The organism is Thermogemmatispora tikiterensis (assembly GCF_003268475.1).
In the GTDB taxonomy this organism is placed as follows: Bacteria; Chloroflexota; Ktedonobacteria; order Ktedonobacterales; family Ktedonobacteraceae; genus Thermogemmatispora; species Thermogemmatispora tikiterensis.
Genome location: NZ_MCIF01000002.1, coordinates 5,571,519 through 5,594,463 on the forward strand (window position 1 = coordinate 5,571,519; position 22,945 = coordinate 5,594,463).

Sequence of the window (22,945 nt, forward strand, 5' to 3'; positions counted from 1 at the left end):
TCGCAAACGAATACCTGAGCTTGAGGATCAGGAAAGGAAAGGGTGGGCATATGACGACGCGTACGCATACTGGTGGCAAGACAACGTTTGAGGGTCAGCCGCGCCTGAAGCAGCGCATGTACGAGATTCAGACGCCCCAGCAGGTGCGTCAGCTCCCGATTGAACTGCCCGAGGAGGCGCGCAAGCAGAGCATCGAGATGCTCAACCAGGTACTGGCTGACTCGATCACGCTCTATCATCTGTACAAGAAACATCACTGGCAGGTAGCTGGCCCTACTTTCTATCAGCTTCATCTGCTCTTCGATAAGCATGCCGAGGAGATCCTGCAGACCGTCGATCTGATCGGGGAGCGTATCCAGATGCTGGGAGGGGTGGCTCTCGGCATGCCTTTTGATGTGGTTGAGCGCACCCGGATCGAACGACCACCCAGCGGTGCTGAAAGTGTCCCCTCGATGCTGGCCCGTCTGTTGGAAGCGCATCGCACGGTGATTAAGGACCTGCGCCAGGGAATCCAGCTGACAGAGCAATCCAAGGACTATGGCACCAACGACATGCTGATGTCTGATATCCTGCGCATGCATGAAATGCATGTCTGGTTTATCTCACAGCACCTGGTTGATACTCCACTAGTAGGCGAAGACGGTATGGCCTGATTCTGGAGCGGTGGAAGGTAGCTCCCAACACCGTGGATGTAGGGCGATAGATACGGGAGGCGCCAGACCCGAAGTCATCTCGGGTCTGGCGCTGACTTTTTCCTGGACGGATCTAACGAAGCAGGTCGACTGTACGCTCTCCTGGCTTATTCTGCCTCTACCCGCTGGCCACCTGGCCCCCCTTTCCCCCCAACGCACTTTGTGCTATAGTATAACACTGCGTTATAACCCAAGGCTAAGGCATGCAAGACATTGCCTGTACTGTGGCAGGATTACCTCTATGTTCTACGATCAAGTCAAGATCTTCGTCAAAGCCGGGGATGGAGGCAGCGGAGCAATCCATTTTCGCCGTGAGAAGTATGTGCCGCGCGGAGGACCAGACGGGGGTGATGGTGGGCGAGGAGGGAGCGTCTATCTACGGGCCAGTGCGGCGGTCAATACCTTAATTGAATATCGTTATCATCAGCATTTCAAGGCTGGCAACGGGCAGCCTGGCAGGGGGCAGCGTATGCACGGTGCCAGTGGTGAAGATATCGAGCTGATCGTGCCCTGTGGCACACTGGTCAGGGACGCTGAGAGCCGGGAGCTGCTGGCTGACCTGGTAGAGGATGGGCAGCGGGTGATGGTGGCGCGTGGCGGGCGTGGGGGTCTGGGCAACGTTCATTTTGCCACCCCGACCAATCAGGCGCCGCGCGAGGCCCAGAACGGCGAGCCGGGTGAAGAGCGTTGGCTTGTGCTGGAGCTGCGGTTGATCGCCGATGTAGGGCTGGTTGGTTACCCGAATGCGGGCAAGTCGACCCTGCTTTCAGTTGTGACGGCGGCCCGGCCCAAAATCGCCGACTATCCCTTTACCACCCTGACGCCGAATCTGGGTGTAGTCCAGCTGGGTCAGGCTGGCAGTGCTGACCTGCTGAGCTTTGTGCTGGCCGATATCCCGGGACTGATCGAGGGGGCGGCCCAGGGGGCGGGCCTGGGGCTGGAGTTCCTGCGCCATATCCAGCGTACGCGCCTGCTCATCCATCTGCTTGATGGCGCCGCTGAAAACGATCCCTGGGAGAATTTTCTGGCCATTAATCGCGAACTGGAGAGCTATGATCGTCGGCTGGCGCGCCGTCCGCAGATTGTGGTGCTCAATAAGATGGATCTGCCCCAGGCGCGAGATCGCTGGCCGGCCCTCAAGAGGCGACTTGAAGAAGCCGGCTACCCGGCCTTTGCTATCTCGGCGGTGGCCCATCAGGGGACGACCGAGCTGATGCAAGCCGTGGCTCGGCGCCTGGAAGAGATCAAGCGCGAGGAGCAGCGGCAGGCCCTGGCCGCTGAACCTCCCGCGCAGGGTCCTGTCTTGCGACCGATCCCCGAAGATGCCTTTACCATCAGCAAAGAAAACGGGGTCTTCGTTGTGCGAGGCAAGCGAGTCGAACGGGTGGTCAGCATGACGCGTCTCGATAGCAGAGAAAGCATGGATCGTCTGCAGGTGACCCTGGAGAAGATGGGAGTGACTCGCGCTCTAGAAGAGGCAGGCGTACAGGTAGGCGACGTAGTGCGCTTCGGCAAGGTTGAACTCCTGTGGGGCGAATAGTGGCCGCGTAGGCCCGGACGCACCAGGTCTCCCGGCCTGCTGCAAGGTGTGGCTGGCGCCGATGCCTTGACGCTGAGGGATGGTGAGGTGTTGCGGGATGGCGATGGGACAGGCGAAAGGTGGGGGCTAAACTGTCCCCGGCCTGTCCCTGCGTGGGGGCCTGAAGAGCATGAGCGAGAGGCGAGAAAACGGGTGGCCGCAACCTGCGCCTATCCTTGCCAGGCGCGGGCTGGTGCCTGCTACAGGGCGTCTCAGGTGCAACCCTGGTGCAATCGATTTCGCCCCTCATATACTGCTTTCTGTGCTATACTTTAACATTGAAGCAGAGAACTTTTATAATGGCTGAAGTCTTTCTCCGAAAAAGTCCGCGTAGCAAAGCGCGCTGCCATTATGGAAGAGAAGAGTGACCGCACAGATGGGTGAGACACTAAACATACTCTTTCGCACCCGCGCTGAGGGCGGCTTTTCCGTGGAGGTCCGAGATAGCTGGTCCGGGAAGAGTGTCAATGGCGACTTCATTCCCCCGTTTACTCCGCGCTCCCTCACCACGCTGCTCAAGCGTCTCGATCGTCAAGAGATTGATGGTCAGGGTCAACGCGAAATTGGCGAACGGCTCTTTGCGGCCCTCTGTGGCAGGCAACCTGGTACGTCAGGGCGGGCGAGCGCTCGCCCCGCTTATGCTCGTGAGCAGGCGGAAGCCGTCGGCGGCCTGCTGCACACCGTGATTCAGCGCACCCTGCGCCGTCGTGGTACGGTGGCGCTCACGCTGAGCTTTACCCCCGGTTGCGATGAATTCATTCCTTATCCCTGGGAGCTGTTGCACAACGGGGACTATTTCCTGGTGGCCACTGGCGTCTTTACGCTGACCCGCATCCTGCTGCGTCCCGATGAGCCGGGAGGCTGCGAACTGCCTGTGCATCCACCTTTGCGCATCCTCTACATCGGGGCGGCCCCTCCTGACGGCGAGCCGCTGGAGACCGAACGCAGCTACGATGCCTTGCGCCGTGGTCTGGCGCGTCTCGTCGAGAGTGGCCAATTGATTCTTGACCGTCTAGAGCCGTGCACCTTTAGCGAGCTGGTGCGTTATCTCAATGCCTATGGCGGCGCCGGCATCCTGGACGATAGCGAAGTGCAGACTCCCTGCTACGTTGTCCATTTTGACGGCCACGGCGACTATGGGCGAGTCTGTCCACGCGAAGAATGCGGAGCCTTCAACGAGCCTGACGAGCGACGCTGTCACGCCTGCGGGGCCTCGCTGGCGCGTGTCAGCGCCCAGACCTACCTCTGTTTCTGCGATGAGCAAGGGAAGCGCTGCTACATCGATACTCACTCTCTGCGTGAACTGCTCGTTACCAGCGATGTGCGTCTGGTAGTGTTGGCAGCCTGCGAAACGGCGCGTTTGGAACGCGAGCACTCCCGTCAGCGGCAGGTAGCCCTGGACAGCTCGCTGGCCACGGCCCTTGTGACGGCCCAGATCCCGGCGGTTGTGGCCATGCCCTTCTCGCTCCAGGACAACCTCAGCCCGGTCTTTATCTACCATTTCTACGAGGCCCTGGCCAGTGGGCGCACCCTTGAGGAGGCCCTTTCCCGGGCCCGCCATGCGTTGCTCTCTCCCCACCACAATGGCTGGTTTATCCCCGTCCTCTATCGGCATGCCAGCCCTGGCTGTGAGGAGCCAGTCCCTCTGCTGGCGCAGGAGGAAGAGACTGAAGAGCATGAGCTAGCCCTGACCAACTTCCCCATCCCGACCTGCTTTGTAGGGCGCGAGCGCGAGATTAAAGATCTGACGCAGCTTATTACCGCAGCGGTCCAGGCCGAGGAGGAGCTTTCCGGTCTGCGCAGGCAGCAGCCGCGTTCGAATCTGCGTCAGATTGTGCTGACTGGTCCGGTCGGCATCGGCAAAAGTGCCCTGGCTTTTGAAGTGGCGCGGCGTAACCGCGACAAATTCCCGGGCACGGGGGGTCTCATTGGCATTACGCTGCAGGGAGGAAAGACCTTCGCTGAGGCCGTCGTCGAAATGGCTCATGCCTTCCCCGGTCTGGCCAATCGCTTGATGTTGACCCCAGATCTGCGTCAGCGGGCGCGCCATCTGCTCAATGCCTTACATGCGCGCACTGATCGTGAACTGCCCTGCCTGCTGCTCATCGATGGCTTTGAGGAAGTGACCGATCCGACTGAGTCAAAGCTCTGGCTGCGCTTCCTTGGCGAGCTGCCTGAGCGGGTTGTGGTACTTTTGACCTCGCGCTCTCATCCGGCCACGCTTGGTCTGCAGGAAGGGGCGGCCTGGCGCTGGTATGAGTATCCTATCGGCAAGATGACTGACCAGGATCTGCTCCGCCTCTTTAGCGAGCTGGCGGCCCAGAGCGGTCTAGACAAGCGCATTCATCTGGACGATCCAGTCCAACAAGAGATTCTGCGCGAGATCTGTACGCTCCTGGATGGCTATCCTCTGGGGGCGGAGCTGATCTTCGGCGCAGCCCGCTCCATCGGCGGCAAAGTCTTTACGCCTGAAGCTGCCACCCGCTCGCTCGAAGAGATCCGTGATGAGCTGCGTGAGACACCACTGGCGGGAATCTGGGCCGCCCTGGAGGTTGCCTATCTGCGTCTCTCGCCTGCGGCGCGACTGCTCCTCTCGTATCTCTCGGCCTTTCGCCTCCCCTTCAGCACCAATCAGATCATCATGCTGGTGGCTCCCCATAGCTCAGAGAGAGCCGACAATCCCTCCTCGGCCCCCCAGGTCCCGCCTGCCGAGTCGTTGGCCGAGCAAGGGAGGGATGTGGCCGAAGGAGAGACTTGCAGCCCCGGCACTATCGTTCCCGGGGAGCTGGCCGCCAACTGGCGATCGGCTCGCGATGAGTTGGTGCGCGCCTCATTTATGGGTTTCGATGGACGTGTTTACAGCATTCACCCGCAGGTACGCAACTTTGCCCTCTCCTACCTGCCAGCCGAGGAACGCCGCCGCGTGCATCGGGTGGTGGCCGCCTATTACCTGGGGTTGCCCCATCTCAGTCCCGAGGAATGGTTTGCCGCCTTTGAGCACCTGGTAGGGGCTGAGGAGCTGGGAGAAGCGGTACGCACAGCAGTGCGGGCCTCCTGGGCCTTGTGTGGGCGCGGCTACGCTTTCCAGTTGCTGGCGATCCTGCGTCGCGCAGGCTCCTATGCCGTGCGCCTCGAAGATAAAGCGGGCGAGGGCCAGATTCAGTGTTGCCTGGGAGCTATTCTCCGTCAGCTCGGCAACTATACTGAAGCCGTGGCCTGTCTGAAGCGCAGTCTGCAGCTGTATCAGGAGCAAAATCAGCAGGAAGAGGCTGCCTGGTCCTTCTACGAGCTGGCCATGCTGGCCTGCGACGAAGGCAACCTTAGCCAGGCAGCCGACTATGCAGAGCAAGCGCTGGCGAGCTTCGAGCAAGGAGGCAATCCTAGAGGGCGGGCCTGGGCCTCCCTGGTTCAAGGCGTAATCCTGCGCCGCTCCGGTCGCTACCGGGAAGCCCTTTCCCGCTCTCGCCTGGCCCTGACAGAGTTGAAGATCAATGGCGACCAGGAGGGAGTTGCCTGGGCCTCGCTGGAGTGCAGTCGCATCTGGCTGGCCCTCGCCAACTATAGCGAGGCTCTGACTGCCTGCGAAGAAGCACAACGCCTCTTTGCCTCTTTGGGACTGCGGACAGGGAGCGCCTGGACGCTGGTGCAGCAGGCCCAGCTCGCTCTGGAGCATGCGCGTCTCGATGAAGCCGAGCAAGCCAGCGCACTGGCCCTGGAGATCTTCCAGGAGCAAAGTATGCGTCCGGGGGAAGGATTGGCCCTCTGCGTCCGGGGGGAAGTACACCGGGCCCTCGGCGATTGGGGAGCGGCTCGCAGCTTTTACGAGAAAGCGCTGACCATCTTCACCAGCCTGGGCAATCGCGTTGACCAGGCGCAGGTTCTCACCGCTCTGGGTAGCCTGGTCCTTGCTGAGGGCGCTCTTCACGAAGCCGGCGAATATTTCGAGCAAGCCCTCTCCCTGGCTCAGGAACAAGAGGCGCGTCCGCTCACAGCCCAGGCATTGCGTGGTCTGGGCGATACGGCGCGCTTGTTAAGGGCTTTCAGCGAGGCCCGAGCCCGCTACGAGGAGGCGCTGGCACTGGCGACCGAGCTAGGAACCTCGCTGGAAATCAGCGCTATTCACGTGGGACTGGGTGAGCTGGCCTGGGCTCAGGATCAGCGCGCCCAGGCGCAGAAACACTGGGCTCAGGCCCTGCTGCTGGATCAGCGCCTTGAGCATCCGGCCCGGCGTGCCCTTCAGCAGCGCCTTGAAAGCCTCCTCTCTGAGGACGGAGATCAGACAGAAGCGCTGACTGGTACAGCCACAGCAACCTTGATCGCCCTCGAAGAGCGAACTGACGCCGCCTCGGAGGCCTCCTGAGCAAAAGAAGACAGAACCAGCCCATCAAGTGCGCTCGAACAGCCCATCGCCGAGATCCAGCAAGAGCCTGGGCCTGGGGCGCCATTCCTCGGCGATGGGTAGAGCCAGCCTGAATGAGCACGGCAGAACCAGACTGCTTCAGTCTGGTTCTGCTAGAGCTGTTGCTGCGAAGGATGACTGGAGCGTGTGCCGCGGTGCAAGAAACGCTGTAGCCAGCTCAAGGGAGAGTGCGAGCGTCCCCGTGTTCGCGCAGCCTGGCTGCTCCCTGTCGACGTCGGTTCCCGCTCTCCCATGCCTGTCGTCGCGGCCAGGTGTCGTGCATCTGGTGCACTGTGGCCATTGTGAGAGGCTTCCAGGCGAGTGTCGCGCGGGAGTGCCTCCGGCGGCAGCCTGTCACCACCCGAGGTCGACTGGCGCTCCGCGGTCTCCTCAACGGTCTTGGTCACTGGCAAAGGCCAGGACTCCTGCACTGCCTCCGCCTCCGTCCCACTCACCGGCTCGTGTGGATTGGGGACATCCGCCGGGCCAAGATTCCCCGTAATCAGCGGTGGCTCCTGATGTCTGAGCAGCTCCTCCCGCTTAATCGGCTGCGTCTCCTGCTTCTCCAGGGCCAGGCGACTATCCAGCTCCTCCAGCAGGCGAGCAATAGCTGGGCGCAAGGCCCGGTTGCCAGCTGGAATCCTGGTCCATTGCGCCAGGGCCGCTGGATAATAGCCGGCGCGGTAGCAATAGAGACCAAGCATAGCCCGAGCATCGAAGATGGTCATTCGTTGCCAGAGCGCCAACTCCTCAGCCGGTGTCTCGATGACATCCTCACTGGCCTCGATCACCTCCACCAGGTGATAGAGCGGAATACCCATAATGCGATAGGGGAAGCCATAGTAGAGCGCCAGACGTCGGCGGCGCGAACGCTCGGGGGGGTGCTTCCCAACAAAGTAGCGCCGGGTCCACGAGCCACTGGACCAGACGATCCAGGCCAGGAGCAGGACCAGAATACGGCCCAGATAGCGCTGCCAGGTTTCGGGGGCTAGACCAACCATCACCCCGAGGACTGCAAAGCAAGCGCCCAAGGCCCAGGCCCCATAGACCAGGCGGCGCCGGTCCCAGCCCAGCAGATCGAAATGGTGGTGCAGCGGAGTCGCCAGGAAAGGCCGGGGGAACTCTGTATGGGGAATGAACTCGCGTGTACTCGCGAAGCGCAGTATATGCAGCTGTCGGCGGTAAAAGCGCGTAATCAGACGTGCCGAAAGAGCTGACAGGCCCTCCAGAACGAAAGCGGCGCCCACCAGGAAGAGCAGTGTCTCCTGACGATCGAAAATGGCGATCATCGCCAGTAAGCCGCCCAGAGCCAGCGCTCCACTATCGCCCATATAGATCTGAGCCAGGCGTTTAGCGCTGCTACGCCGTCCGCGCGCGGCCCAGGCTGACGGCCAGTTCCAGGGAAGATAGCCGAGTGTACTGCCGGCGCAGAGCAGCGAAAGCACCTCGACCACCTGGCCCTCGGGACGGTCAATAATACCCGTGGTGACGATGCCAAAGGCCAGCGCTGCACTGAAGACCAGGCCGCCGGCCAGCCCATCGAGTCCATCGCTAAAATCCACCGCCAGCGAGGTCACACTGCCAGTCACGCCCGTCATCAGTACCAGAAACACCAGCCAGGCATAGTAAGCCAGCTCGCCTGGATGCAGAGGGCAGGCGCTCATCTCGGGGCTGGCGTTTGGACAGATCAAATGGCCGATGATAGGGAGTCCAATATACGGACTGTAGGACTCAGGCCCCTTTGGCGTCAGAAAGAAATAGCATGCGCCGGCGGCCACCGACAGCACAAACAAGCTACTGAACTTCGCGCGTTCCGACAGGCCCTCCTTGCTATAGACCTTGTGCCAGTCATCGACCAGGCCGATCAGCATAAAACCGAGCGTTGCGCCCAGGCCGATCAGCAGGAGCGTCCACTGCTCGCCAGTATGGAAGAGCAGATAGCCAGCAACCAGCCCCGTGATCAACATGGCCAGTGTAAACGAAGGCCCGCCGACCAGAGGCAGCTCAATAGTTTTAATCTCGCGTCCGCTGGCGGGCAGGTCCGAGCGCAGGTCGGAACGGTGGTGGCCAGGTTTATGCTCGCCGCTGCGGAACTTTGGAAAGAGCAGTCTGGCGATACCGCAGAAAATCAGGCTGAGCAGTGCCGAGACCACGAACGTCAAAATCAGAATAACCGGCACCAGATAGGCATCAGGAATAGCTGGTAGTCCCATACGATTTACTCCCCCGGGGCGAAAAGAGGCCCGGACACCATGCTGGCTAGTCTTGGCTCAAGCGAGGCCTGCTGATCTCTCTCCACCCGCATGATTTTTCTGCAGTAATTAGCTCTCTACCTGGTAAAAGAAGTAGAAAGTAAAAACATACCATATTCAATGGACTGGCCCATTGATAGCAAACACAAACGCTCTTCGCGACTGGAAAAGGCGAAAAGCCCCTAGAGAGTCGAGGTACTGCTGTCATAGCCAAGCCGTTGCAGCTCTTCGAGAGCCACCTGGCGCTCATTCCAGGGCAACTTCTCGCGGCCAACGATAATGCTCTGTTCATGGCCCTTACCGGCCAGCAGTACCGTATCGCCGGGGCGAGCGGTGGCCAGCGCTGTGGCGATCGCCATGCGGCGGTCGGCGATACACAGAAAATCGCGGCCCTCCTGCTTTCCTGCAGCTATTGCTCCTTCGGCGATCTCTCGCAGGATTTTCAGGCGATCTTCTTCCCGTGGATCTTCATCAGTAATAACGAAGAAATCTGTCATTTGGGCGGCCACGGTGCCCATCGCTGGGCGCTTTTGGACATCGCGCTCGCCGGCGGAGCCGAAGACCAGCAGCAAGCGGCCTGGAGTCAGGGGGCGGAGCGTTGTCAAGACCTTCTGCAGGCTATCGGGCGTATGGGCGTAGTCCACGATCACAGAGAAGGGCTGGCCAGCGGTGATATGCTCCATGCGTCCGTTCACGCTACGAGCGCGGGCCAGGCCCTCGGCGATCTGCGTCGGGCTCAGCCCCAGATGGTAGGTCACCGCGATAGCGGCCAGGCAATTGCTCACATTAAAGCGGCCTATCAGACGCGTTGCCATAGGAACAGGCTGGGACTCATGTGGAAAGAGCACAGCAAAGCGTGTACCGGCAGCCCCCAGCTCCAACTCCGTCGCCTGGAAACTAGCGGGCGTATCGATGCCGTAGTCCAGGATTGGGGCGCGGCAGAAGGGCCGCAAGAAAGCAAAGCTACTATCGTCGCGGTTGAGCACTGCTGCCGGGCGGGTTGGCAGCGCCTTCCGGCGATCTGGATCGAGCATCTCGAAGAGGCGCGCCTTGGCCCGGCGATAGTTCTCGACAGTGCCGTGGAAATCCAGATGCTCCGAAGTAATATTGGTCACCACGCCCACATCGAACTCGCAGCCGCGTACGCGAGCCAGCTCCAGCCCATGGGAGGTAGCCTCGATCACAGCGTGGGTGACGCCGGCATCGAGCATGCGTCGGAGCAGAGCCTGAATCTCCAGGGCCTCCAGCGTACTCTGGCGAGTGGTATTCTCCCACTCTTCTCCCTTGATTTTAAAATTGGCCGTCGTCATCAAGCCGGTGGCCAGGCCGGCGGTCTCCAGAATTGTACAGATGAGATTACAGGTTGTTGTCTTGCCATCGGTGCCAGTGACGCCGATGGTCCAGAGCTGGCGAGCCGGATAACCATAGAAGGCGGCGGCCAAATCGGCGAGAGCGCTGCGCACCTCGGCGACCTCGATATAGGGCAAAGGCAGAGGAGAGGGAGCGAAGCCCTCCAGAGACTCGCCGAGGGCGGCCACCGCACCGCGAGCGGCGGCCTCGGCCAGAAAGCGGCGGCCATCGGTATGGACACCGGGCACAGCAATAAAGAGCGTGCCTGGCTCAACGCGGCGCGAGTCATAGGCCAGCTGAGAGATGGTCAGCTGCTCCACGGCAGCCGTCTCAGCTAGAGAGCCACCGGGGTAGATAGCCCGCGGTGGCGATGGCAAGGCGGCCAACAGCGTCTTCAGAATCATCTTACTCCAGGGATAAACAGACTCTGTGTAGACCTGTAATTAACGGTTCTTCTAGTAATAGATAGTACGAGTCCGGTGATAAGGTCGCATATCGGGTATGCGCTGACTGAGCAGCCAGAGCTGCTGATCGATCTCGATCGCCTTCATGGGCAGACCGCGGGCGGCCAATGCCTGGCGAAGCAGCTCGCAGGCCCAGACCGTGGCGGCCCGGATTTCGATCTCTTCCTCGCTACCGGCAGGGAGAGGCTCCTGCTGGTCGATCCGCTTGGCCAGGGTGGGATGATACTCCAGCACCCCGAAATGGCGCAGCACCTGGGGGAGCTTGTAGTCAGCGAAGATCGTCAGCTGGTCGAGATCGTAGAAGGCGCCCCAGTTCTGGCCGCGGAAGAGCGCATGAAGATCGGCGACGCAGATCTGGGCACGCTTAAAGAAGCGCACCTCGCGCTGACGATAGCGGGCTACATCGCGGAAGGATGGGAAAGCCTCGACGAGCAGCTGCACCAGACGCACAGCACTGCCCGCAGCCTGAGCAACAGCCTGAGAGAATTGCCCATCGAAGCGCTCCAAAAGAACGCGCCCGACTTCGTGAACGTGGGTCAGGCGCTCCTCAAAAAGGGGGATCTGCTGCTCCTGCTCGCTGCGGAAGATCAGAGCCAGCTCCTCACGGCTCATATCACGTAAGTAAGCGGCATCCCATATGGGTCGACCCTCTTCTACCGCGCGTGTCAGGGCGGCGGCCTCTGCCCAGTAGCCGTTGAGGAGCTCCCCCTGGTAGGTGATACCCCAGCGCGGCTGATCTTTCTCGGGCCAGAAGCAGAAGTTGAGCGCATCAAGCAAGAGAATCCAGTTAACGCTGCGCTCGCTACCGTCGAAGAAATGGTAGCGGTCATAGCCGGCTGCCAGCCCGGAGGCGCTGACTCCTGCCGGGCCGATCAGCTCCGGCCAACGCTCGCTCAGAGCCTGGATCTGCTCGCTGTTCATCCAGACATGCTCACCTTCCTCTACCACGCCGCGGGTGCTGCTGAGCACCCCTAGTGGGTCTATCTCGACAGCCGGGAGCATTGCTTGGTCCCCGCTTTGGTTCCAACTGTGCATCTTCTTTCGCTTCGGGTTGTGGGGCCCTCGCTCAAGCGTCAGATTCTGGGTGCGATCTCTTCCCGATTCTAGCGGCAAGGCCCCCGTTCGTCAATTGCGTTGGGACCTTATACTGCCGCTTCGCGCCTGCCCTCCCTCCTCGCCCAGTTAATAGATACATCTAAATATATATATTCTATGCTCTTGCATTTCTTTTAGATATGTGGTATGCTCTCACCCAGAGCATGCAAAGGCATGCTCTCATGGGAAGTCTCTCTAGAGTGAAGAGAGGGAAGGAGTGTACTGTGGAAGAACAGCAGCTATGTAAGCTCGTCCATCGCCTCTATCACGATGAAAGTTTCCGCCAGGCGTGTTTCAACGATCTGGAGAGCGTTGCCGCCTCCGAGCGTATGGAGCCTCTGGTGCTGGATGTGCTCAAGAAGCTGATCCCGCATCTTGCTCTTGGGACGTCGCTGGGTCCTCCCATGTGGTGGTGGCATCCGTGATGGGTGAGCGAGTGACGGGAGGAGGATGTGGAGGGAGGCGGGGAGAGCTGTGAGGGAGCGAGGTGAGTCGGGCAACATGAGCGCAGACGGGGAGGCGAGGGCCAGGGAAGAGGTCTTTGGGGAGGCGCGGGCTTTCCTCGGCGGGCGCCTGGAGCGTCTGCTGGCTGAGGTACCTGCGCCGTTGCGCGAGGATGTAGCTCTGGCTCTGCGTCAGGAGGGTAAGCTGCTCGCCTGGCGGGCGGCGTCAAGCGCTGAAGCTCAGGTGGGGAGACTGAGCGAGCCGCTGGCGGGCAGGTGGCCCTTGCTGACTTTCTTGATTGCGCGTTCTCTGGGTCCTGCCGTCGCCCTGGATTATGCCGCTGGGGCTGCTTTGGCGGTGGAGTGTTTGGTCTGCGCCATTGATATCTTTGACGATCTGGTCGATGATGATCAGACACCGTTGCTGCAGTCTGTGGGCGAGGCACGTGCCATCAATGCGGCTGCCGCCTTGTTGGCCCTGGCTCAGCAAGCCATTCTGACGGTCGCTCCTGGGGCTAGGGCACCCGCCGCCGAGCCGCTGGCGCTCTTGGGAGAGCTGCAGGCGGCGAGCCTGGCCTGCCTTGCTGGTCAGCAGCGCGACCTGCTCGCTGAGGCGCAGCCGCTCAGCGCTTATGGTCGTGAGGACTGTCTGGCGCTGGCCGCGGCGAAGGCCGGCTCTCTCATGCGCCTGGCCTGCCGTCTCGGGGCCCTGGTTGCTGGCGCCTCTCCTCCCCTCTGCGAACTGTTCTCCCATCTGGGAGAGCTGCTGGGAATCGCCGGCCAGCTCGACAACGATTGTCACGATCTGCATGCCTCGCTGGCGCCCCCCCCGGCGCTCTCCCAGCCAAAGTCCGATCTCCGTCGCGGGAAAAAGACGCTCCCGCTGGTGCTTGCTGCCTCCACCGGCTGCTCTCCCGAAGAGCTGTTCGCCTTGCAGCACGGTGCTCCTGTAGGTAGCGCTCTCTCCGCTCGCCTTGCAGAGGCGATCACTGCCGCCTGGAGCATCTGCCTGCTCTATCGCGAACGCGCTCGCCTCTGCCTGCAGGCTATTGAGGCGTGCCAGCCTCTTCCGCCCGAATTGCATCAACTGCTCGGATTATGATTGAGAGGATCTCAGGTGTTCAAGAGGGAGTGTATGACGAGGACGACGCGCTCGTTTCCGAGGGTCGGGCGTCTGGTGGCGATTTTGGTGCTGGCTCTAGCCTATGTTGTGCTCCTGGGGAGTGACGCCTGGGTCTTTTTCCCGCACAGTGTCTATCTACCGTACGCTTTGCTCCAGTTCGGTGTCTCAGCTCTTGCTGCCCTCCTCTTTCTAGCGGTTGGGACCCTGGTCTGGCTCTATGCTTATCGCCGTGGGGTGGCGTTGCTCTTGCTCTGCTTCTGCGCCTGCATGATGGTGACTTTCCTGGTGCAAACCGGCGCTGCCGCGGGTGATCTGCTGCTCTCGGTCATGGGAGGAGTCAGCAGTGCCCTCTCGCTGCTCCTCTTCACTACTCTGCTTCTCCTCTTCCCACAGAATATGCTGGCTCCTCCGCCTTTGGCGGCCTCCTCTGTCCAGGCCTGTCGCTCCTTCGGGCGTCTGTTACGTTTGCTTTTGCTCTCGTTGCTGGCTCCTGCCTATCTTGGTCTGGTGGTCCTCTTGAGCTTGCTCGTCACCTGCCATCTGGCTTTCTATGATTGGGGGACCAGTCCACGCCTGGCCTGGCTCAATTTTGTTGACTACACTTACTACCTCTTGACCCTGACCGGCATTCTGACCTCGATCGCCAATCTCTATCGACGCACGGCCACCCTGCGTGAGCAGCAGCAGCGCCGTCTCTTTATGGGGGCTGTGATCCTGGCTTTTGCTCCCTTTCTGCTCCTGAATGTTCTGCCCTGGTGGTTGCATATCCCCCTCCGTGTCGATCCTCGCTTTAGCACCCTTCCCCTGGCTCTCCTGCCGCCGCTACTGGGCTATTCGATCTTACGCTATCAGATCCTGGTGCTGGATCGCTATATTCGCCGCGTCGTGGCCTGGATTGTGGGCCTGGTCTGCCTGGTGATGCTGGCCTATGCGGTGGCGGTTTTGGCTTTGATTCTTCCCCTGCCGGATCTGCCGGCGCGCACGCTGTTGACGGTGGCGCTGATGGCCGTCCTGGCGCCGCTTGTCTGGTGGCTGGCCCGTATCCTGACGGAGCGGCTCTTCTTTAGCGAGTTGTGCCATTATCGACGCTTGCTGGAGACCCCTCACCCGTTGGAGAGCGAAGGTGCGACCCTCGATGAGGTGGCGCAGTTGATGAGCGCGGCGGTGGTCAATGTCTTTGAGACCCGTGAGGTCTGTCTCTTTGTGCTCGATGATGAGAGCGGCTACTATCGCCTCTGCCCAGCCCTTTCCTACGCCGAGCCGGGCGATGAGGCGCGCCTGCGCCTGCTGCGCTGGCTGTTGCCAATGGAGCCGGAGGAGGCCCTCGGCGATGATGGCTGGCTGACCCTGACTCCGCCGCTGGTTGAGCGCTTGACTCAAGCTCGCTTCCCGCTGCGTCTCAGCGAGCTGCAGCAGTCCTTTGGACGTAGTCCCATTGGTCTGGGGCGCTACCTTCAAGTCACTGTTGCTGATCAGGAGCTGGACCCCTTGCTGGCCCCTGTGCGGGCCCAGGGGCGCCTGATCGGGGTCCTGGTGCTGGGCGAGCGCGGCGATCATCAGCCCTATGCCGGCCCCGATTTCGAAGCCATTGAGCTGATGCTGGCTCGCTTTACGCCTCTGTTGGAGACAGCCCGCCTCTCGGCGCGCGCCAGCCGCCATGCAGCTATGCTCAATGCGCTCTATAGTGTCAATGCCTTGCCAGTGAGTGCCATCGAAACAATCGAGGATGTGGCAGTCAACTATGCAGAAGTGGCCGCGCGCGCTGGCTCGGCGGGGGCTGAGGTCTGGCTCTACGATGAGCAGGGGGCCTGTCTGCGCCGCGTCGCCTACCTGCCCGGGGGGCCACCGCTCTCAGCCGCCCAGCAGCTTAGCTCGCTTCAAGAGGATGACTGGCGCCCCTGGTTCTATGAGGGGAGCGATATGGGACCAGAGCCAGCCCGCGACCACGCGCTCTCTCCTCATATTCCTCCCTGCCTGCCTCAAACGCCCTCCTTCCCTTTCGCCTGGCTCCCTCTCAGACGCGCTCATCACCGTCTCGGTGTTCTGGTCCTGACCTATGCCCGCGCTCATGTCTTCTCTTGCGAGGAGAAACATATGCTGGAGATGTTCTCTTCGCAATGCGCGACAATGCTGGAAAATGCCAAAATCACTTTGGAGCTGCGCGCTGCTTATGAGCAGCAGAAGGAACTCGATCGCCTCAAGGACCAGTTCATTATGACGGCCTCCCATGAGCTGCGCACTCCTCTGACGGCTGTGCTCGGTTATATCGAATTGCTGAAAGAGTATCATATGCATCTTTCGCCAGAGGTGCGAGAGGACTTCATCGCCCGTGCTCATCGTGGCTGCGATGAACTGGTGCTGTTGGTCAGCAACATTATGGATGCGAGCCGCGTGCATATGGATGCGGAGCGCCTGAAGCTAGAGGCCGTCGAGCTGCGCAAGTCTGTCCAGCATGTCGTTGATATTCTGGATGCCCTCAGCACGCGTGAGCGGCATTCCTTGCGTGTCCATGTGCCAGTAGGGATCTATGTGCTGGCCGATGAGCTGCGCCTGCGCCAGGTCCTCCTCAATCTGCTCAGTAATGCCCTCAAGTATTCTCCACCCGGCACAGATGTCGATGTCTTTTGTCGGATCGAAGAGCGCTGGGTAACTATTTCGGTGCGCGACTATGGGCTGGGGGTACCGCGCGAGGCGCAGAAGCATCTTTTTGAGCGTTTTGTGCGCCTTGATCGCGATATGAATAGTCCAGTGCGCGGCGCCGGGCTGGGACTCTACATCAGCGAACAGCTCGTGCAGGCGATGGGCGGGCGAATTTGGGTGGAGAGTAGCGGTGTGCCGGGCGAGGGGAGTACCTTTTCTTTCACTCTGCAGCATGTCACTGCGCCTCGGCCCAGGCGTGAGGCACCGCGCAGCGTACGTCGCGAGATGGCCTGTTGAACTGCCACGCTGCACTGAGCGAAGGGAAAGCTGGCTCGGGTCAAGAGGCCGGCGCGGCCGGCGGCCAGGGAACAACAGAGCAGGCAGCAGCGGGGGCAGCGACCGGGTTGAGCGGGAGAGAGGGGCAGCGTGCTAACTACAAGCTGTACCTGAATAGCTCCGCCGCAGCGTCTCTTATGAGGAAAGAGCTTGTGGGTATTCCCCACTCGCCTGTTGCCCTGACGTGGAGTCTTGCTTCTACTCGTAGAGGGAGCGCTATCCTCATGAACGCACTACGGCGAGCAGCTGCTAGCACCATCACCGCGCGTCAGCGAGAGGTGCTGACCTATCTGGCTCAGCGAGATCACTGGTCAGTAGGCGAGGTAGCTGCCCTACTGGGGGTCAGTTCGGCAGCGGCTACCAAAGTCCTGGCCCGTCTGGAGCGCAAGGGCCTGATCACGCGCACCTTGAATGCTCTCGACCGGCGCTGCGCAGACATCACGGTTACTCGCGCGGCGCTCGCGTTATTGCAGGCGGAGGCTACGGATGAGAATCCGTAGCCTGGTCTGCTTGGGCTGACTCTGGACTTGACTGAGGAGCTGACGCTGGGTCGGACGCTGCCGCTGCTGCGTCCGCAGCGTTGGCGCGGCTGGCTCTGGTCGAGGTGCCGTTATCCTCAGCAGCGTTGGGTGTCCTGGCCGCTTTGAGATAGCCGCGCTCCTGGGCATAGCGCCAGAGCGATTTCTGCAGCTGGCGACGTGCCCGTGAGATGCGGCTCATGACCGTACCGATAGGGATCTGCAGCGCCTCGGCGATCTCCTTGTAAGAGAGTCCCTCGATGTCTGCCAGAATGACCGGCATTCGGAAATTAGGCGGCAGCTCCATCAGCGCATTGTAGACGTCCTCATCAAGATAGCGCTGAAGTACCTCCTCCTCAGCCCCGGCAGTGACTTCGTTGCCAGCCAGATCCTTGATACGATTGTACAGGTAAAACTCTTCTCCCTCGGGCAGCGAGGTGGTCGCCGGATGGGTTGACTGGCGGCGGTAGTGGTTGATGGCCGTGGTGTTCAAAATGCGAAACAGCCAGGCCCGCAGGTTGGTGCCGGGATGGTAGGTGTGAGCAAAGCGAAAAGCTTTAAGCATGGTCTCCTGTACCAGATCCTCGGCCTCCTGGGGATTGTTGGTCATCCGTAGCGCCGTGCGATAGAGGCTGTCAAGCTGGGCCAGGACCCCTGCCGTGAAGTCCTCTCGCGGGAGGGCTGGCCTCTTCCCAGCTGCATCGCTTCCGGTAGTCACTGGAGTATTGACAGAAGTGATAGGCTGTTCAGACATGCAAATCTCCCTCTATCCTCTCTCAACCGGACGACCACTGTTGCGTTGTCTCGCGGCTGCGATGGAGTCTGCAATAGGGACAGGGGCAGGATCAGTCCGTACCAGCCGGGCCGATCGCTGCTGTGGCTGTCTCCTGGGAGTCTAGGAGGCTGCTCCGTGCAGCGGTAGGGCGTATCATCGGTGACTGTATTCATTGTGGTCTCAGCTCTGCAGAGGCTCTTTTCCGAGCAAAACCTGCCTTTCGCGTACATTCTCCTGCACGGAACCGCAGTGTGCGGTACCTCACCAGACAATAGGCTGTTTCTAGTATAGCTGATAGATCGCTGCTCAAACTAGTCCCTTCTGATCGAGCAAGATGGCGGGAGCGAGTCGGCTCATGGCTGACTGCGGGCTACCGATGTTTCTTTACTCGATACACAGCTCAGGTCCTCTTTTTCGTTCTCTGACCCGCTTTGCCTGGACCCGCTTTGCCTGGACCCGCTTTGCCTGGCTCTTCCTTGTTCGGCGGCTGGACGCTACAATAGCAGCCAGCTCGCTCTCTTCAACCCAGCATTTTTCTCGGCTTCCTGGGGACAACATACCAGAAAAGAAGAGACTGGTCAACCAGGTAGCTGCTGGTTGCAAGGTGGAACAGCCTGATATACTGAGCGAGCCTGTGCTCAAGTGGGACCTGCCAGGGGAAAAGCGAGGAAACACTTCCCCGGGGAATGAAAATCACCTCGCCCTCTGTTAAAATGAACAGATAAGAAAACCAGCCTCGATACTTGAGGAGAGAGAGCGAGTGAACAACCATGAATTGCGTTGAAGCGATAGCTCGTCTCCATCTGTATATCGACCGGGAACTCAGCGCCGAGGAAGTTATCACGGTCCAGCAGCATCTGGCTCGCTGCTCGCAGTGTGAGAGCCGTTTTCGCTTTGATGAGCGTCTTAGAAGGCTGATTCATGAACGCTGTACGATTGAGCGCGCCCCTGCTCGTCTACGCGAGGCAGTGATGCGCATTGCTCAGACGCCCCCCGGTGAGCCACTGGAGCTTGATCCCGAGCTTGAGATGGAGCTGAGAGCGGATATCGCTCTGGAAGAGTTTGTCGAGTGAGCTGGCTGGCTGGTTGGTTCGGTTCGCTGGCGCACAGGCGAGCCAGACCATGATCCTCACAGACAGTGGCAGTGCCCTGTTCCCTTGTCTTTCCTGCTGACCTTTTTGTCTGCCTGCCTGTCAGTGTTTCGATCTTATGTCTTCTCCGCGTGTGTGACCAGTGCTCGCAGTAAGGGGCCTGGCCCTGACGCAGGAAAGCAAGCCGGCGCGGAGACATCCCCAGTCTCTGTTTCTGTCCTGAGTGTCCAGAAGGAGGCAGTTGTCTCCTCACCGGCTTCGTTTCTTCCTCAAGCAAGGAATGTGGAGCGAGCCAGGCAGCTTCTGTGAGCCTTGGTGAGAGTGACCTTGCTGTTTCCAGATGCGGTTGGCGTTCTCCCACTCAGGCGTGGCTCAGAGGCTCAGGCCCCAATTGAAATAGTGGTTGAGCGCAGGCAGCAGGTTGAAAAAGATCGCCAGCCCGGCCAGGGCCATAACGATTCCTGTGGCCACCTCGATCTTCCCCAGGTGTGGCTTGAGGAGTTTGAGGGCTGCACTGACCTGGTTGAGGCCCAAGCCGAGCAGGAGGAAGGGTAGGCCCAGACCCAGCGAGTAGCTGAGCAACAACAGAACGCCTTCGCGCAGCGTGGCGGCGTTGGCGGCCAGGCCGAGAATGCTGCCGAGAATCAGCCCGACGCAGGGAGTCCAGCCGATGGCGAAAACCAGCCCGATCACGAACGAGGCCAGCGGGCCAGGGCGAGCCGGGCGGAACTCAAAGCGTTTCTGGCGCGAGAGCAGCGGAATCTGAAACAGACCCGTAAGATGAAGACCGATGATAACGAGTAGAACGCCGCCGATCTCACGCAGCAGGAGCTGATTGGCTCGCAGGAAGGAGCCGAGCGTGCTTGCTGTGGCTCCAAGAGCGACAAAGGCACAGGTGAAGCCCAGCACGAAGAGCGCAGCATGCAGGAAGGTCGTCAAACGTGCTGTTAGGCTACCACCTCCGCGGGTCGCTTGATAGACACTCTCGCCCACTAACTGCGCCAGGTAGATTGGAACCAGGGGCAGGACGCAAGGCGAGAGAAAGGATGCAAGCCCTGCCAGAAAAGCGATGCCCACGCTCACTTGCGATCCCATAGATGCGTCTTCTCCTCAAGCAACAAAGCGCTGGATTCGGACAGGGTCCGATGGGTGATCGTTTAACGATCGCTCGTAGTATAGCGAAGATTGGCCAGCCCTGCAAGATGACCTCTGCCTGGTGGCGGGAAGGCAAGCCTGCTGGTGCAGCCAGCCCATCTAGCCGCTAGCCGCTGCGGGTGTAGCCATCGCCAGAGGGCATCGCCGGACCTGGCTCCTGATCTCCTTTGCCTGAGCGCCCGAGCAAACGCTGAAGGTGCTGCCAGAGACCGGCCTTTTCTGACGGATCGTCTGGGGGCACCAGCTCCGTCTCACTCGCTCCTCTGCCTGGTGCTGGTCCCTGCTGGGGGAGCTGTTCCAACAGGGAGGCGTAGCCAGGACTACTATGCCATTCTCCCAGCCCGGCTGGCTCTGCCGGACCTGGCCGACCATGAGGAAGCTCGGGCGGAAACTGCGTGGCTGAGCGCTGGGCCCGCCACTCGGCGAACGAGGGTCGCTGCTCGGCCAGGCGCGGTCGACGCGGCGGCTGCACGGCGAAGGCCCGTGGATTGGTCGGAGGTAAAGGGGAGAGTGGTCCCCCGCTTGTGGGCGCCCGAGGCTCCTCGACTCTCAGATTCAGGGCGCGCAGCTCCTCGGCCATCTGCCGTGCCTGCTCGTAGCGCAGCGTCCGATCGCGGGCCAGCGCCTTCAGAATAATCTGCTCCAGGCCCGGGGCCAGCTGAGGATTCAGCCAGGACGGCGGGCGCAGCTGGCCGCTTGTGATGGCCTGCGTCACCTCTGGCAGGGTGCGCCCGTTGAACGGACGTTGCCCGGTCACCATCTCGTAGAGAACCACGCCGAGGGCATAAATATCGCTGCGGTTATCGAGCGGCTGACCCCAGATCTGCTCTGGGGAGGCGTAGTAGATACTGCCGACCAGCGTCCGGGCCACCGTAATGCGTTGCAGCCCCGGCGCGCGCGCCAACCCGAAATCCATTACCTTGATCTTCCCCCAGCGGTCCAGCATCAAGTTTTCCGGCTTGATGTCGCGATGGATCACATTGCGCTCGCTGTAGGCGCAATCGAGCGCGTCGGCAATCTGGGCCGCATACTCGGCGGCCAGATGCTGGGGGATTTGGCCATCCAGGCGCAGCAGGCTACCCAGCGTCGGCCCCTGGACATACTCCATCACAAAGTAGAGCACGCCTTTTTGCTCACCGGCATCGTAGATCTGAACGATGTTGGGGTGGTTCAGCCCGGCGATAATGCGGGCCTCGCGGATAAAGCGCGCAACGTAAGATGTGTCTTTGGCCAGGGCATGAGGCAGAATCTTAATGGCGACATCGCGGCCAAGCGCGAATTGTTTGCCGCGGTACACCATCCCCATCGAACCACGCCCTATTTCTTCTTCCAACAGGTAGCCACCCAGACTCTGTCCTGCCAATTCATTCATGTGCGTGAACGCACTGGCTCCCCGCTTGTGCGACGCTGTGCAAAGTAGGGAGCCCAGTGCCCCCTCCATTTCTGCGTTCCTGCAAAGGCCCCTCATCTTCTCGCTGATTGCCTGCCTGGTGACCCCAGCTTGCAAGGACTGATCCGGCTGGCCTGCTGCCAGGCCGCCAGGTGCTCTGTCAGGAGAGAAGGGGCCTGTCTCATCAGCCCAGCGAGAGAAAAGCGCTTGCCAGCTAGCTGACCTGACCAGCCGGGCGCTCTTCCCTGCTTTCTCCATAATAACATGGCAGCGGTGCCGACGTAATTATTTACGTTCTTCGACGGGGGGGCATCTACAGAGAGGCGGGAATTTGCCCCAAAAGTCATGTCCTCACTGTTTGGTTGTGTAACATAAGAATTGTTTCTATTCACCTATCTTTCTTCTTGTCTCAGGGGAGACCTGGCGACGAGGGAGCGAGGGCGCAGTGAGGAGGGCGCGGAGGCAGGACAGGCAGCCATCGTGCTCATGCAGCAGGGGCGCTTGGCCCCCTCCTGTCCTGCCCTGGCCTGTTCTGCTCGCGGTTCGCTTCGCGGGGAGAAGGGGGCGAGGCTGGCCGCTGGCGGTCGGCGCGGAGCCGATCTGTCTGTCGGAGACTGGCCTCGCTGCGAGCCTTGTCCTGACCTGGGGCCTGTGGCGATCCAGCCAGCGCCGTCGCGCTCAGTCAAGGTAGTCCTTCAAGTAACGGCTGGCCTGGGGATGGCGCAGCTTGCGGATCGCTCGCTCCTCGATCTGGCGCACGCGCTCGCGAGTGACTTTCAGCTTGCGACCCACCTCTTCAAGCGTGTGGTCGTGGTCGTCAATGAGGCCGAAGCGGAGCTCGATCACCTGGCGCTCGCGGGTCGTGAGCTGGTTCAGCACCTTGCGAATCTCTTCACGCAGCAGCTGCTGGTTGGTGACCTCCATTGGCCCCCGCTCGCGAGCATCCTCGATGATATCGCCCAGCGTGTTCTCCTCCTCGTCGGAGAGAGGCGCATCCAGCGAGAAGACCTTTTCTGCCCAGATCAGAAGCTCGTTGACGCGCTCTGGACTCATGCCGAGCCGCTCCCCGATACTCTCGGGTGAAGGCTCCCTTCCCATCTCCTGGTAGAGCTGGCGCATGATGCGCTTGACGCGCATGACTTCCTCCATGATGTAGACTGGAAGGCGAACCACGCGCGTCCCCTCCAGAATTGCTCGCGTAATCGCCTGCTTAATCCACCAGGTGGCGTACGTTGAAAAACGGAAGCCCTTCTTGTAGTCGAACTTGGTGACAGCGCGAATAAGGCCGATATTGCCCTCGCCGATCAGGTCCTCCAGGGAGAGCCCCTGGCCTACGTACTTCTTAGCGATGCTGACCACCAGACGGAGGTTGGCCATAATGAGCTGGTTGCGCGCATCGCTATCTCCCTGTTCAGCCCGCTCGGCCAGTTCGGCCTCGCGCGCTGGGGTCAGCAGGGGGATGCGAGAGATCTCACGGAGGTAGAGGCGCAGGCTATCGCTCTGCGCTAGCGAGGTCAGGTCCGCATCCTCATCCTGCTCTGGCTCCGGCTCCGGTTCCGGCTCCGGCTCTGGTATGAGTTCGCGTTCTGGCTCGGTCGGCTTATCGGCGTCGAACATCACTTTTCGTTCCAAGTACCTGCTCT

The 22,945-nt window shown here is 60.8% G+C and carries 15 protein-coding genes; 8 read left to right on the forward strand and 7 right to left on the reverse strand.

All coding sequences use genetic code 11. The features are described 5' to 3' along the window. The first annotated feature begins 50 nt into the window (after window positions 1-50). The 3 genes from A4R35_RS22245 (at window position 51) to A4R35_RS22255 (ending at window position 6,631) form a co-directional block, all read left to right on the forward strand. The gene (locus A4R35_RS22245; protein WP_112433371.1) at window positions 51-653 is read left to right on the forward strand and encodes a Dps family protein; all 603 of its coding nucleotides are present in this window, start codon (window positions 51-53) and stop codon (window positions 651-653) included. Window positions 654-933: 280 nt separating this feature from the next. Continuing rightward, window positions 934-2,232: a GTPase ObgE gene (gene obgE / locus A4R35_RS22250; protein WP_112433373.1), complete on the forward strand. Its 1,299-nt coding sequence runs from the start codon at window positions 934-936 to the stop codon at window positions 2,230-2,232. A gap of 415 nt (window positions 2,233-2,647) precedes the next feature. Then, window positions 2,648-6,631, forward strand: coding sequence for a tetratricopeptide repeat protein (locus tag A4R35_RS22255; RefSeq protein WP_112433375.1), 3,984 nt, complete (start codon window positions 2,648-2,650; stop codon window positions 6,629-6,631). A gap of 152 nt (window positions 6,632-6,783) precedes the next feature. Here the strand turns inward: A4R35_RS22255 and A4R35_RS22260 are convergent, their stop codons facing one another. The 3 genes from A4R35_RS22260 to A4R35_RS22270 all read right to left on the reverse strand — a co-directional run bounded on the left by A4R35_RS22260 (window position 6,784) and on the right by A4R35_RS22270 (window position 11,738). Next, window positions 6,784-8,883, reverse strand: coding sequence for an MraY family glycosyltransferase (locus tag A4R35_RS22260; RefSeq protein WP_112433377.1), 2,100 nt, complete (start codon window positions 8,881-8,883; stop codon window positions 6,784-6,786). A gap of 221 nt (window positions 8,884-9,104) precedes the next feature. Continuing rightward, a complete protein-coding gene (locus tag A4R35_RS22265) occupies window positions 9,105-10,676 on the reverse strand; it encodes a UDP-N-acetylmuramoyl-L-alanyl-D-glutamate--2,6-diaminopimelate ligase (protein ID WP_112433379.1) in 1,572 nt (523 codons plus the stop codon). Window positions 10,677-10,727: 51 nt separating this feature from the next. Further along, on the reverse strand, window positions 10,728-11,738 hold the full coding sequence (locus A4R35_RS22270; RefSeq protein WP_112433381.1) for a queuosine 5'-phosphate N-glycosylase/hydrolase: 1,011 nt from the start codon (window positions 11,736-11,738) through the stop codon (window positions 10,728-10,730). Window positions 11,739-12,055: 317 nt separating this feature from the next. On the opposite strand from A4R35_RS22270, the gene A4R35_RS22275 reads away from it, so the two are divergent. From A4R35_RS22275 to A4R35_RS22290, 4 genes are all read left to right on the forward strand, one after another. Continuing rightward, the gene (locus A4R35_RS22275) at window positions 12,056-12,256 is read left to right on the forward strand and encodes a hypothetical protein (RefSeq protein WP_112433383.1); all 201 of its coding nucleotides are present in this window, start codon (window positions 12,056-12,058) and stop codon (window positions 12,254-12,256) included. Window positions 12,257-12,332: 76 nt separating this feature from the next. After that, a complete protein-coding gene (locus A4R35_RS22280) occupies window positions 12,333-13,376 on the forward strand; it encodes a polyprenyl synthetase family protein (RefSeq protein WP_189362187.1) in 1,044 nt (347 codons plus the stop codon). A gap of 33 nt (window positions 13,377-13,409) precedes the next feature. Further along, window positions 13,410-16,334, forward strand: a complete 2,925-nt coding sequence (locus A4R35_RS22285) for a sensor histidine kinase (RefSeq protein WP_112433387.1) — start codon at window positions 13,410-13,412, stop codon at window positions 16,332-16,334. Window positions 16,335-16,597: 263 nt separating this feature from the next. Then, complete coding sequence (locus A4R35_RS22290) at window positions 16,598-16,873, forward strand: MarR family transcriptional regulator (RefSeq protein WP_189362189.1); 276 nt, start codon at window positions 16,598-16,600, stop codon at window positions 16,871-16,873. On the opposite strand, the gene A4R35_RS22295 is transcribed toward A4R35_RS22290, so the two are convergent. Next, on the reverse strand, window positions 16,854-17,645 hold the full coding sequence (locus A4R35_RS22295) for a sigma-70 family RNA polymerase sigma factor (RefSeq protein ID WP_112433391.1): 792 nt from the start codon (window positions 17,643-17,645) through the stop codon (window positions 16,854-16,856). The genes A4R35_RS22290 and A4R35_RS22295 overlap by 20 nt on opposite strands. Window positions 17,646-18,436: 791 nt before the next feature. Here A4R35_RS22295 and rsrA point away from each other — a divergent pair. Further along, window positions 18,437-18,739, forward strand: coding sequence for a mycothiol system anti-sigma-R factor (gene rsrA / locus A4R35_RS22305; RefSeq protein ID WP_112433395.1), 303 nt, complete (start codon window positions 18,437-18,439; stop codon window positions 18,737-18,739). Window positions 18,740-19,129: 390 nt separating this feature from the next. Here the strand turns inward: rsrA and A4R35_RS22310 are convergent, their stop codons facing one another. The 3 genes from A4R35_RS22310 to A4R35_RS22320 form a co-directional block, all read right to left on the reverse strand. After that, window positions 19,130-19,852 (reverse strand): cytochrome c biogenesis CcdA family protein, encoded by a 723-nt coding sequence (locus A4R35_RS22310; RefSeq protein ID WP_112433397.1) that lies wholly within the window; start codon window positions 19,850-19,852, stop codon window positions 19,130-19,132. 166 nt (window positions 19,853-20,018) lie between these two features. Continuing rightward, window positions 20,019-21,284: a serine/threonine-protein kinase gene (locus A4R35_RS22315; RefSeq protein WP_189362191.1), complete on the reverse strand. Its 1,266-nt coding sequence runs from the start codon at window positions 21,282-21,284 to the stop codon at window positions 20,019-20,021. A 696-nt stretch (window positions 21,285-21,980) separates the two neighbouring features. Then, window positions 21,981-22,934, reverse strand: coding sequence for a sigma-70 family RNA polymerase sigma factor (locus A4R35_RS22320; RefSeq protein ID WP_223258449.1), 954 nt, complete (start codon window positions 22,932-22,934; stop codon window positions 21,981-21,983). Window positions 22,935-22,945: the final 11 nt, after the last annotated feature.

What these genes read in the sequence shown, in the direction of transcription:
- rsrA (WP_112433395.1), top strand. Translation starts at nt 18,437, where the DNA reads ATGAATTGCGTTGAAGCGATAGCTCGTCTCCATCTGTATATCGACCGG.
- A4R35_RS22255 (WP_112433375.1), top strand. Translation starts at nt 2,648, where the DNA reads ATGGGTGAGACACTAAACATACTCTTTCGCACCCGCGCTGAGGGCGGC.
- A4R35_RS22295 (WP_112433391.1), bottom strand. Translation starts at nt 17,645, where the DNA reads ATGTCTGAACAGCCTATCACTTCTGTCAATACTCCAGTGACTACCGGA.
- A4R35_RS22285 (WP_112433387.1), top strand. Translation starts at nt 13,410, where the DNA reads ATGACGAGGACGACGCGCTCGTTTCCGAGGGTCGGGCGTCTGGTGGCG.
- A4R35_RS22290 (WP_189362189.1), top strand. Translation starts at nt 16,598, where the DNA reads ATGAACGCACTACGGCGAGCAGCTGCTAGCACCATCACCGCGCGTCAG.
- A4R35_RS22260 (WP_112433377.1), bottom strand. Translation starts at nt 8,883, where the DNA reads ATGGGACTACCAGCTATTCCTGATGCCTATCTGGTGCCGGTTATTCTG.
- A4R35_RS22315 (WP_189362191.1), bottom strand. Translation starts at nt 21,284, where the DNA reads ATGAATGAATTGGCAGGACAGAGTCTGGGTGGCTACCTGTTGGAAGAA.
- A4R35_RS22310 (WP_112433397.1), bottom strand. Translation starts at nt 19,852, where the DNA reads ATGGGATCGCAAGTGAGCGTGGGCATCGCTTTTCTGGCAGGGCTTGCA.
- obgE (WP_112433373.1), top strand. Translation starts at nt 934, where the DNA reads ATGTTCTACGATCAAGTCAAGATCTTCGTCAAAGCCGGGGATGGAGGC.
- A4R35_RS22270 (WP_112433381.1), bottom strand. Translation starts at nt 11,738, where the DNA reads ATGCTCCCGGCTGTCGAGATAGACCCACTAGGGGTGCTCAGCAGCACC.
- A4R35_RS22280 (WP_189362187.1), top strand. Translation starts at nt 12,333, where the DNA reads ATGAGCGCAGACGGGGAGGCGAGGGCCAGGGAAGAGGTCTTTGGGGAG.
- A4R35_RS22245 (WP_112433371.1), top strand. Translation starts at nt 51, where the DNA reads ATGACGACGCGTACGCATACTGGTGGCAAGACAACGTTTGAGGGTCAG.
- A4R35_RS22265 (WP_112433379.1), bottom strand. Translation starts at nt 10,676, where the DNA reads ATGATTCTGAAGACGCTGTTGGCCGCCTTGCCATCGCCACCGCGGGCT.